At 62.6% G+C, this 11522-nt stretch carries 10 protein-coding genes; 2 read left to right on the top strand and 8 right to left on the bottom strand.

Translation table 11 applies throughout. The annotated features are described in order from the left end of the window. Nucleotides 1-2: 2 nt before the first annotated feature. From glcE to AC57B6_RS32990, 3 genes are all read right to left on the bottom strand, one after another. The gene (gene glcE / locus AC57B6_RS32980) at nucleotides 3-1091 is read right to left on the bottom strand and encodes a glycolate oxidase subunit GlcE (protein WP_406867938.1); all 1089 of its coding nucleotides are present in this window, start codon (nucleotides 1089-1091) and stop codon (nucleotides 3-5) included. 312 nt (nucleotides 1092-1403) lie between these two features. Further along, nucleotides 1404-2897 (bottom strand): FAD-linked oxidase C-terminal domain-containing protein, encoded by a 1494-nt coding sequence (locus AC57B6_RS32985; protein WP_028198847.1) that lies wholly within the window; start codon nucleotides 2895-2897, stop codon nucleotides 1404-1406. Nucleotides 2898-3007: 110 nt separating this feature from the next. After that, nucleotides 3008-4423, bottom strand: a complete 1416-nt coding sequence (locus tag AC57B6_RS32990; RefSeq protein WP_183802093.1) for an FAD-linked oxidase C-terminal domain-containing protein — start codon at nucleotides 4421-4423, stop codon at nucleotides 3008-3010. 262 nt (nucleotides 4424-4685) lie between these two features. On the opposite strand from AC57B6_RS32990, the gene AC57B6_RS32995 reads away from it, so the two are divergent. Both AC57B6_RS32995 and hmpA read left to right on the top strand, forming a co-directional pair. Then, nucleotides 4686-5231, top strand: a complete 546-nt coding sequence (locus AC57B6_RS32995) for a cob(I)yrinic acid a,c-diamide adenosyltransferase (RefSeq protein WP_496422941.1) — start codon at nucleotides 4686-4688, stop codon at nucleotides 5229-5231. A gap of 117 nt (nucleotides 5232-5348) precedes the next feature. After that, nucleotides 5349-6554, top strand: coding sequence for an NO-inducible flavohemoprotein (gene hmpA, locus AC57B6_RS33000; protein WP_496422899.1), 1206 nt, complete (start codon nucleotides 5349-5351; stop codon nucleotides 6552-6554). A gap of 56 nt (nucleotides 6555-6610) precedes the next feature. On the opposite strand, the gene AC57B6_RS33005 is transcribed toward hmpA, so the two are convergent. The 5 genes from AC57B6_RS33005 to AC57B6_RS33025 form a co-directional block, all read right to left on the bottom strand. Further along, nucleotides 6611-6943, bottom strand: a complete 333-nt coding sequence (locus AC57B6_RS33005; protein WP_183802087.1) for a helix-turn-helix domain-containing protein — start codon at nucleotides 6941-6943, stop codon at nucleotides 6611-6613. Between the two features lie 3 nt (nucleotides 6944-6946). Next, nucleotides 6947-7285 (bottom strand): type II toxin-antitoxin system RelE/ParE family toxin, encoded by a 339-nt coding sequence (locus tag AC57B6_RS33010; protein WP_028198842.1) that lies wholly within the window; start codon nucleotides 7283-7285, stop codon nucleotides 6947-6949. 216 nt (nucleotides 7286-7501) lie between these two features. Continuing rightward, a complete protein-coding gene (gene aroG, locus AC57B6_RS33015) occupies nucleotides 7502-8575 on the bottom strand; it encodes a 3-deoxy-7-phosphoheptulonate synthase AroG (RefSeq protein ID WP_046566725.1) in 1074 nt (357 codons plus the stop codon). A 403-nt stretch (nucleotides 8576-8978) separates the two neighbouring features. Further along, nucleotides 8979-10445, bottom strand: a complete 1467-nt coding sequence (gene tldD / locus AC57B6_RS33020) for a metalloprotease TldD (RefSeq protein WP_028198840.1) — start codon at nucleotides 10443-10445, stop codon at nucleotides 8979-8981. 96 nt (nucleotides 10446-10541) lie between these two features. Beyond that, nucleotides 10542-11429, bottom strand: coding sequence for a carbon-nitrogen hydrolase family protein (locus AC57B6_RS33025; RefSeq protein ID WP_406867940.1), 888 nt, complete (start codon nucleotides 11427-11429; stop codon nucleotides 10542-10544). Nucleotides 11430-11522: the final 93 nt, after the last annotated feature.

The following is an 11522-nucleotide window of genomic DNA, read 5'->3' on the forward strand; positions in this document are numbered from 1 at the left end:
GCTCAGAAGTCGGGGTAGAGACGGCCGCGATTGAAAATGCGGGCTGGGTCGAAGGCGGATTTCAGGCCGCGATGGATTTTCATCAGCGGCGCGGGCAGCGGCGTGAACACCCCGGCGCCGCGGTCGTAGCCGTGGCCGGTACGGAAGATGGTGGCGTGGCCGCCGGCCTGTTTGGCGCTGATACGCACGGTTTGCGCGTCGGTATCGGTGATCCACCAGCGCTGGCTGCCGCCCCATTCCATCAGTTGCGCGCCGGGCAGTTGCAGCGGCTCGGTGATCGACGGCAGGGCGAGGCGCCACAGCGCGGCTTTCGGCGGGATAGCCGCGAAGAACGAGTCGGTCTGTTCACGCAGGCCGGCCCAGAAACGCTCCGCTTCGACCGCGTCTACGACTTCGCCGCCAAGCGCCGTGCGCGCGGCCTTGACCGCAGCTTCCGCGCCGGCCATCCGCACGGCCAGCGTGCCGTGACGCCATGCGCTCGCGGTAATCGGCAGCGGCCGGCCGCCCCATTCGTTCAGCTTGCGGACCGCGTCTGTGCCGTTCATATCGAATTTGAGCGTGGTTTCGGCTTGCGGCACCGGCAGTACCTTGACCGACAACTCGAGGATCAGCCCAAGTGTGCCGAGTGAACCCGCCATCAAACGGGAGACGTCGTAACCGGCGACGTTCTTCACCACCTGGCCGCCGAAATGCAGCGCCTGGCCCTGACCGTTCATGATCACCGCGCCGAGCACGAAGTCGCGCGCGGCGCCTGCCGAAGGGCGGCGTGGACCGGCAATGCCCGCCGCGATGCAGCCGCCGAAGGTGGCTTGCGAGCCGAAATGCGGCGGTTCGAAGGCGAGCATCTGATCGCGTTCGGCGAGTGCGGCCTCGATCTCCAGCAGGGGCGTGCCCGCGCGCGCCGTGATAACCAGTTCAGCCGGGTCGTAAGCGATGATGCCGCGGTAAGCGCGCGTATCGAGGATCTCACCTTCCAGCGTCTGGCCGTACCAGTCTTTGGTGCCGCCGCCACGGATGCGCAATGTGCGCCCTTCGGCGCTGGCTGAACGCACGCGCTCAGACCAGATGGCGACGATGTCATCCTCTTCCATGGTGCCCTGCTTCGTTGTGTTTCGATCGATTGTACCGGGCGGCGGCTCGCTGGCAACCCGGAGCGGACCCGTATCGGGTAATCAGGGTGGGGGCTGGAAGGCATGCTGGCGCGGCACAGGCGGAATGCGTCGGCGCGGGGAGTCGCGCGGAGGCTGGCAGAGGTGGAAGTCCCGGTATCTGGGCAAGCGGGACCGCGCGGCGGGCACGCGATAGACGCTGCGGGCCCGACTTGAGCCGGCAGCGTCGAGGCCGTCGAAGCCGTCGAAGCCGTCGAGGCCGTCGAGGCCGTCCTAAGCGGTCTTACAGCCGGTTTAAAACCGCGGCAAGTCCGGATGCGGCAGCAAGCCGCCGCGTACGTGCATCTTGCCGTACTCGGCGCACCGGGCACGGGTGGGAATACCCTTGTCGGGATTGAGCAGGCCGGGTGCGTCAAAAGCGCGTTTGACCGCGTGGAACGTGTCGCGCTCTTCTGGTGAGAACTGCACGCACATCGAATTGATCTTCTCGATGCCCACGCCGTGTTCGCCCGTCACGGTGCCACCCAGTTCGACACAGGTTTCGAGGATGTCGGAACCGAATGCCTCCGCGCGGTGCCATTCGTCCTGATCGTTGCCGTTGAACAGGATCAGCGGATGCATGTTGCCGTCGCCCGCATGGAAGACGTTGATGCAGCGCAGGCCGTACTTCTTCTCCATCGCTTCGATGCGCGCCAGCAGCGGCCCGATACTGCGGCGCGGCACGGTGCCGTCCATGCAGTAGTAGTCGGGAGAAATGCGGCCGGCCGCCGGAAATGCGTTCTTGCGCCCGGACCAGAAGCGCAGCCGCTCATTTTCCGAGCGTGAAATCTGGATACGGGTAGCGCCCTGTTCGCGCAGCACCGCGGTCATGCGCACGATTTCGTCGGCCACTTCTTCCGGCGTGCCATCCGACTCGCATAGCAGGATCGCCGCCGCGTCGAGGTCGTAGCCTGCATTGACGAATTCTTCGACCGCGCGCGTAGCCGGTTTGTCCATCATCTCCAGACCGGCCGGAATGATGCCCGCCGCAATGATGCCGGCGACCGCATCGCCGCCTTTCACGACGTCGTCGAAACTGGCCATGATGACCTGCGCCGTTTGCGGTTTCGGGATCAGCTTGACGGTGACTTCGGTGACGATCGCGAACATGCCTTCACTGCCGATCAGCACCGCGAGCAGATCGAGCCCCGGCGCATCCGGCGCGAGCGAACCGAACTCGACGATTTCGCCTTCCATCGTCACGGCACGCACACGCAGCACGTTGTGCACGGTGAGACCGTATTTGAGGCAGTGCACGCCGCCTGAATTCTCCGAGACGTTGCCGCCGATCGTGCAGGCGATCTGCGAAGACGGGTCAGGTGCGTAGTACAGGCCGTACGGCGCGGCGGCTTCGGAAATCGACAGATTGCGCACGCCCGGTTGCACCGTGGCGGTACGGGCGTAGGAGTCCACTTCGACGATCTTGCGAAAGCGTGCGAGCGACACCACCACCCCGTGACGAATCGGCATCGCCCCGCCGGACAAACCGGTGCCCGCGCCGCGCGGCACGATCGGCACGTCGAGCCGGTGACAGATCTGCACGATGCGCTGAACCTGCGATTCCGTCTCCGGCAACGCAACCGCGAGCGGAAGACGCCGGTAGGCGGCGAGGCCGTCGCACTCGTAAGCGACGGTATCTTCTTCGCGATACAGCAGGCAGTGGGTCGGCAGCACGGCCATCAGCGCCTGCACGACTTCGCGCTGGCGTTGGGCGAGAACTTCGGCCGTCAGTTCGACGGGTGCGTTCATATGACTTGTCTCCTGATGTCGTTCACTCTGCGTGCCCGGCCCAGTCGCGTTGTGCGACAGCAGGCGTTGCCACTGCCGCTATTGCAACGGAGCCGGGTTCGACCGGCGCCTCAAGCCGCCCAGGAAAAAATCTTGCCCGGGTTCATCAGATTGCGCGGATCGAGCGCGTGCTTGATGGAGCGCATCGTGTCGACGGCGACTTCACCATGTTCTTCCAGCAGGAAATTCATCTTGTGCAGACCGACACCATGTTCGCCGGTGCAAGTGCCGTCCATGCGCAGCGCGCGCTGCACGATACGCTGGTTCAGGCGCTCGGCTTCGGCGAGTTCTTCCGGCTTGTCCGGATCGATCAGGATCGCGACGTGGAAGTTGCCGTCGCCGACATGGCCGACGATCGGACAAGGCAGTGGCGACGCGTTCAGATCCTGCTCGGTTTCGACCACGCATTCCGCAAGGCGCGAGATCGGCACGCAGACGTCGGTTGTGACGGCACGGCAGCCGGGCTTTAGTTGCAGCATGGCGAAGTACGCGTTGTGGCGCGCGTTCCACAGGCGGCTGCGATCTTCCGGCCGGGTTGCCCATTCGAAGCCTTCGCCGGCATTCTGCGCGGCGATTTCCTGCACCAGTTCGGCCTGCTCTTTCACACCGGCTTCGGTGCCATGGAATTCGAAGAAGAGCGTAGGTGCTTCACGCAGCGTCAGGTTCGCATGGCGATTGATCGAGCGGATCGCCAGTGAGTCGACGAATTCGACCCGCGCGATCGGCACGCCGATCTGAATCGTTTCGATCACCGCGCGCACGGCATCGCCCATCGACGGGAAGGTGCAGACCGCGGCCGAGACCGCCTCCGGCTGCGGATACAGCCGAACGGTGATCTCAGTAATCACGCCGAGCGTGCCCTCCGAGCCGACGAACAGACGCGTGAGGTCGTAACCCGCCGACGACTTGCGCGCGCGCGTGCCGGTTTTGATCACGCGGCCGTCGGCGAGCACCACCGTCAGCCCGAGTACGTTCTCACGCATCGTGCCGTAGCGTACGGCGTTGGTGCCCGACGCGCGCGTAGCCGACATGCCGCCGATGCTCGCGTCGGCACCCGGGTCGATCGGGAAAAACAGGCCGGTATCGCGTAGCGCTTCGTTCAACTGCTTGCGCGAGATGCCGGGTTCGACCGTGACGGTCAGATCTTCGGCATTGATCGACAACACCCGGTTCATTTCCGACAGGTCGATGGATACGCCGCCCTGGACCGCCAGCAGGTGCCCTTCGAGCGACGAACCGTTGCCGTAAGGGATGATTGGTACGTCGTACTGGCCGCACAGCTTGACGATGGTTTGCACGTCTTCCGTGTTGCGCGCGAACACGACGGCGTCGGGCAGTTGCGGATCGAACGGGGATTCGTCGCGGCCATGGTGGGCGCGCACGGCTTCAGCGGTAGAGACGCGCTCGCCGAACGCGGCTTTGAGGGCGCCCAGCAATTCGGCGGGAAACGGCCGGCGCAATGGGGCCGGCGGCACGGGATGATTCACGCATGTCTCCTGATAGTAGGGCAGAGCTGTTCTACAGCTTGTGCTTCATTTTACGCCGATCGCCCGGGGACCGGCGTCGGGCGCGGCTGCCGCTCCTATAATGGCGGCGACCTCGCGATGCGCGCAATATGGATAAACGCGGTGGCTAGCGCGGTGGCCAATGCGGTGGCTAACGCGGCGGCTTGTTTGCCGGATGAGCCGGATGGATTCGGCCGCACCGCGCCAACGCATCGTTACTGAATGTGAATGCATGGGAGACATCATGGGCAACCGCTTGAGCAAGATCGCCACCCGTACGGGCGACGACGGCACCACCGGCCTCGGCGACGGCCGCCGCGTACGCAAGGACAGCGCGCGCATTGCCGCCATCGGCGACGTTGACGAGCTCAATTCGAATCTTGGCGTGTTGCTGTGCGAAACGCTGCCTGACAACGTGCGAGCGGCGCTGGTCGCAATTCAGCACGACCTGTTCGATCTTGGCGGCGAGCTTTGCATTCCTGGTCATACGATGATCACCGACAAGCAGCTCGGCCAACTCGACGGCTGGCTGGCCGACTACAACGCGACCCTGCCGCCGCTAAGGGAATTCATCTTGCCCGGCGGCTCGCGCGCGGCCGCGCTTGCGCACGTGTGCCGCACGGTGTGCCGGCGCGCCGAGCGGTCGATCGTGGCCCTGGGTGAAAGCGAGCCGATCAATGAGGCACCGCGCCAGTATGTGAACCGGCTGTCCGACCTGCTGTTCGTGCTCGCGCGCGTACTCAATCGCGCGGATGGCGGCAGCGACGTGTTATGGCAGCACGATCGGTAGGGCCGGCTAGCACCGCGCTTCGGTCCCTTTAAGCGGTACGAGTGCTGTGACAATCTGTCCGGGTCAAAATTGATTCTTAAAAATGTATCGTAAATGCATCTTTAAGGAGAAGTAGTCATGACCGTTCTTACCGCCGACCAGATCGCCCGCGTCAAAGCCACCGTACCTGTGCTCGCCGAACACGGCACAACGATCACCAAACACTTCTACAAGCGCATGTTCGCGCATCATCCTGAGTTGAAGAATGTGTTCAACCAGACGCACCAGAAGAGCGGCAATCAGCCGGAAACGCTCGCGAAAGCGGTGTACGCATACGCGGCTAATATCGATAATCTCGGCGCGCTGGGCCCGACTGTCTCGCGAATCGCTCATAAGCACGCGAGTCTGAATATCCGGCCGGAGCAGTATCCGATCGTGGGGCGGCACCTGCTGGGTGCGTTCGTCGATGTGCTCGGCGACGCCGTCGATCAGGAGACGCTTGGCGCGTGGGAAGTCGCGTATGGGCAACTTGCGGATATCTTTATCGGCGCGGAAGCGAAGCTCTACGAAGGTGCGGCATGGAGTGGTTTTCGGCCGTTCAAGGTTGCGCGCAAGGAAGTGGAGAGTGATGAAATCACGTCGTTCTATCTGACGCCCGCCGATGGCTCGCCGGCCTGCGGCTTCGAGCCTGGCCAATATCTGAGCGTGAAGCGTTTCGTGGATGAACTCGGCGTCGATCAGCCGCGGCAGTACAGCTTGTCGGACGCCCCGAACGGAAAATGGCTGCGTATTTCGGTGAAGCGCGAGGCCGGCCGTGCAGATCAGGCGCCCGGCCATGTATCGAACCTTCTGCACGACGGTGTGGAAGTGGGCGAGGTGGTGCATGCCAGCGCGCCCATGGGCGATTTCACGCTGGCGCGCGAGAAGAATACGCCCGTGGTGCTGATGAGCGGTGGTGTGGGCGTAACGCCGATGACCTCGATGCTCTCCACCTTGCTCGCCGATCACAGCGAGCGCAGCGTGACTTTCGTGCATGCCTGCCGCAATGGACGCGTGCATGCATTCCGGCAGTGGCTTAACGATACGGTTGCCGCGCATCCCAATGTTACGCGCGCGGTGTTCTACGAAGCCATTGAAACGGAGGATCGCGTGGGTGTCGACTACGACTTCGAAGGCCGCCTCGACCTCACGAAAATTACCGGCAAGGTGATGATTCCCGACGCGGATTACTACATCTGCGGCCCGGTGCCGTTCATGCGCGCGCAATGCGAGTCGTTGACCGCGCTCGGTGTAGATGCAACGCGGATTCACACTGAAGTGTTCGGTTCAGGCGCGGTGCAGTGAAGCGAGGGCGCATGGCGAGCGGTGCGTAAAAGCCCCCGTAGGGCGCGCCATGCGCCTTATGCAATCGCCAGTGTGACCTGTTTGCCGATGCGGCTCATCATTTCGACCAGTGTGTCGATGGTGAACTTGGCGCTCTTCTTGTTGACCACGTCCGACACGCGCGGTCGCGACACCATCAAAATCTCAGCGGCCTCGGCCTGCTTCAGATGATGCTGTTCGATCCAGCTGGACAGCTCGGTCATCAACTGTTCCTTGAGCAGCCGCGTGTCGTTAATCTGTTTCTGTGAAGCAGCGTGCAAACGCTTCGCTTCTGCGGCGGAGAAGCCGAGTTCGAGAAACAGGTTTGCACCGGGTTTGGTTACGTGACGGATTTTTGTGTCGATCGTCATTTGTTAAGGTTTCCTATCATTGATGATGGCGCGATACCGCGTCTCGGCAATCTTTCTATCCTGGGGCGGAAGTTTCTGAGTTTTCTTCTGGAAGCAATGCAGAACGTACAGCGCTTCCACAAACTTCGTGACGTACATCACGCGATAAATGCCATCAGCCTCTCTGATGCGAATCTCGCGTGTTCCAGCGCCGATCGAATCAAATGGCTTCCAATCGTCGGGGTCAAGGCCAGCCTGAATCTTGCCCAACTGAAAACCGGCCCGGCGACGTGGTTCTTCAGGAAAGGTGAGTAAATCGTGATAGCTGGAGCCCATCCAGCGAATTTCTTTCTCCTGCTCCATAAGCACCTTTCATGTACAAAATTTTATACGCAACATTCAGCCGGGTCAAGTCGTATCCGACCCGGCAACGAGTTGTTACGGTACATAGGCGGCGCTTGAAGCACCATTCATCCGTTCGGCCAATAAAAAAACCCGGCTTGTCGAGCCGGGTTTTCGATGCAACCACTACAGCAATCGCGCCGATGCGCAACGCGCGCAACGTGCGTGAAGCGGCGTTTAATTACCGCTACCGCGCGCCACACGCCGTTGCTTGACCGCTTCGGCGAGACCTTCCAGCACGGCAACGCTTTCGTCCCAGCCGATACAGGCATCGGTGATACTCTGACCGTACGTGAGCGTGCAGCCTTCCTGCAGATCCTGGCGCCCGGCGATCAGATGCGATTCCACCATCACGCCGACAATCCGTTCGTCACCCGAAGCAATCTGGCGGCCAATGTCCGCGCACACCGGAATCTGGTTCTCGTGCTTCTTCGAGCTATTCGCGTGGCTCGCATCGATCATCAGACGCGCCGCGAGACCCGCTTTGCCGATGTCGGCGCATGCCGCGTTGACGCTATCTGCATCGTAGTTCGGCGTTTTGCCGCCGCGCAGGATGATGTGGCAGTCTTCATTGCCGGCCGTCGAGACGATTGCCGAGTGGCCGCCCTTGGTGACGGACAGGAAATGGTGCGGCTGCGACGCGGCCTTGATCGCGTCGACGGCAATCTTGACGTTGCCGTCCGTGCCGTTCTTGAAACCGACCGGGCACGACAGGCCCGAAGCCAGTTCGCGGTGCACTTGCGATTCGGTCGTACGCGCGCCGATTGCACCCCATGAGATCAGATCGGCGATGTACTGCGGGCTGATCATGTCCAGGTATTCGGTGCCGGCCGGCAGCCCGAGTTCGTTGATGCGCAGCAACAGTTCGCGCGCGGTGCGCAGGCCGTCGTTGATCTTGAAGCTGTTGTCCATGTACGGGTCGTTGATGAGACCCTTCCAGCCCACCGTCGTACGCGGCTTTTCGAAGTACACCCGCATCACGATTTCGAGTTCGCCGGCGAAGCGCTTGCGCTGTTCGACGAGACGCCCGGCGTATTCCATTGCCGCCTTCGTATCGTGAATCGAGCACGGCCCGATGATGACAATCAGCCGGTCTTCCATGCCGTGCAGAATGCGATGCATCGCGTTGCGCGAGTTGTAGATCACGTCGGACACCGTTTCGTCGCAAGCGAATTCGCGGATCAGGTGAGCGGGCGGTGTGAGTTCTTTCAATTCGCGGATGCGGACATCGTCGGTGTTGTGCGGGGGCATGTTTGTTCTCCTGAATCGGGTCATAGCGTGTTCGCGCGGGCAACAAGGGCTGCGATCAGACGGCGATCAGGCAGCGATGCCAGGGCGAACCACAATCAAAAAGATTTCAACGGCAAAAGTTTCAAAGACGTGGGGCGAAAAAAAACCGCCAGGCTAGCTGGCGGTTTTCGTGAATTCTGAGTGTCTTGCGTGCACTAACACCCCTCTCGATCCGCCAGCGGTCTGAGATGCCAAAAAAAGTAAAAGTAAAACTTGGCGGACATGGCGAATTAGGTCGCTGGTCAAAAAGGGTGAGTGACTTTATAACCCGGGTAAGCTGGGCTGGCAAGCTACAAGGTGTAAAAATGCGGAAAATCCGCATACTTTGTGAATATCATGCACGAAGTATGCGTCCACATTAAAATCAGGCCGTGCCGCCAACCGTCATCCGGTCGATACGCAGCGTCGGCTGACCGACACCGACCGGCACGCTCTGGCCTTCCTTGCCGCACACGCCGACGCCCGAATCGAGCTTCATGTCATTGCCGATCATGCTGACGAATTTGAGCGATTCCGGCCCACTGCCGATCAGTGTCGCGCCCTTGACCGGGTAGGTGACCTTGCCGTTTTCGATCATGTACGCCTCGGAGGCCGAGAACACGAATTTGCCGTTCGTAATGTCGACCTGGCCGCCGCCGAAGTTCACCGCGTACAAACCGTTCTTCACGGACGCGATGATTTCCTGCGGGTCCTTGTCGCCATTGAGCATGTACGTGTTGGTCATGCGCGGCATCGGCAGCGCGGCGTACGATTCGCGACGCGCGTTGCCGGTGACCGGCATCTTCATCAGGCGCGCGTTCAGCGTGTCCTGGATGTAACCCTTCAGGATGCCGTCTTCGATCAGCGTCGTGCACTGGGTCGGATTGCCTTCGTCGTCGATGTTCAGCGAGCCGCGGCGGTTCGGCAGCGTGCCGTCGTCGACCACCGTCACGCCCTTCGCCGCAACCTGCTCGCCGATCCGACCCGCGAACGCCGACGATCCCTTGCGGTTGAAGTCGCCTTCGAGGCCGTGGCCGATTGCTTCGTGCAGCAGCACGCCGGGCCAGCCCGGGCCGAGCACGACGGTCATGGCGCCGGCCGGAGCCGGACGGGCATCGAGATTGACGAGCGCTGCATGCACGGCGTCGTCGACATAGCGCGACAACACTTCGTCGGTGAAGTAGCCGTAGTCGAAGCGGCCGCCGCCGCCGCCGCTGCCGATTTCGCGGCGGCCGTTCTGCTCGGCGATCACCGTGACCGACACACGCACGAGCGGACGGATGTCGGCCGCGAAGCCGCCGTCGCTACGTGCGACCAGCACCACGTCGTATTCGCCGGCGAGGCCTGCCATCACTTGCTGGATGCGCGGATCGCGGCCGCGCGCCATCTTTTCGATGCGCTCCAGCAGCTTGACCTTGGCGGTCGCGTCGAGCGAATGCAGCGGATCGGACGGCAGGTACAGATCGCGCCCGGCAATACCGGTCAGCGACGAGGCCGCCTTGATCTTCTGTTTGCCGCCGCCCGCCTTGGCAATCGAACGGGTGGCGAGCGCCGCCTGACGGATCGCTTCGGGCGATAGATCGTCCGAATACGCGAAAGCCGTGCGATCGCCCGACACGGCGCGCACGCCGACACCCTGGTCGATGCTGAAGCTGCCCGACTTCACGATGCCTTCTTCGAGACTCCACGCTTCGCTGCGCGTGTACTGGAAGTACAGGTCGGCGTAGTCGATCTTGTGCGTGAAGATTTCGGCGAGCGTGCGGGTGAGCAGGGACTCGTCGAGACCGTAGGGCGTCAGGAGAATATCCTTGGCGGTGGCGAGATTACGGATACCGGGTTCGATGATGTTCATGCGGAGTATGTTCTGCTCGATACGAAGGATTCGGTTAGCGCTGCTATCACCGGGATATGGGTGACAGGCGCCGCACTTTCAATGTCAGGTAATACGTCAGCAGCTCAGCACGCGGTGACGCCAGGCGGGCAGGCTCTGCCGCACTTCGTCGATGCGCGCACGCTCGAGATTGCCGGCCACCACGCCGGCGCCTTCGTCGCGCACCGCGACGAGTTCGCCCCACGGGTCGACCAGCATGCTGTGGCCCCATGTCCGGCGGCCGTTCTCATGTTTGCCGCCTTGCGCGGCGGCCAGCACGTAGCACTGGTTCTCGACCGCCCGCGCGCGCAGCAGCATTTCCCAGTGCGCGCGGCCGGTGGTGTAAGTGAACGCCGACGGCACCACGATCAGCGCGCAGTCGCCCATGCGCCGGTACAGCTCAGGAAAGCGCAAATCGTAGCAGACCGACAGGCCGACCCGGCCGAACGGCGCTTCGAAGGTGCGGACTTCGCCGCCGGGGCAGATGGTGCGCGCCTCGTCGAACGATTCTTCGCCCTTTTCGAAGTTGAACAAATGGATCTTGTCGTAGCGCGAGACCTCGTCGCCTTGCGGGTCGAACACCAGCGTGGTGTTCAGCACGCGTGCGGGTTCCTGCGACATTAACGGCAGCGTGCCGCCGATCACCCACACCTTGTGCCGGCGTGCGGCATCGGCGAGAAAACGCTGGATCGGGCCGTCCTGATAGGGCTCGCGTAAGCCGAGCTTGTCCGTGTCCTTGAAACCCATGAAGCAGAAGTACTCGGGCAGCAGGACGAGTTGCGCGCCGTCGGCGGCGGCTTCGGCGATCAGGCGTTCCGCTTCGGCCAGATTGCGCTCACGGTCCGGCGTGCTCACCATTTGCAGCGCGGCAACGCGGAAGGCGCTCCCGGAGGAGCCGCCGGACGCCGCAGGCGATGCGGTGGATGAAGCAGCGGACGAAGATGAAGAGACGTGTGTTTCGCTCATGAGCGTTTCGAAGAACTCCCGGCAAGGCGGCGGCGCGGACTGCCGGCGCCGCATACGTCGTTCAAGACCGGCTGGGGCCTGGGGCGCGGCACG

Source organism: Paraburkholderia sp. BGA-UO-ETr-F12 (assembly GCF_059567945.1).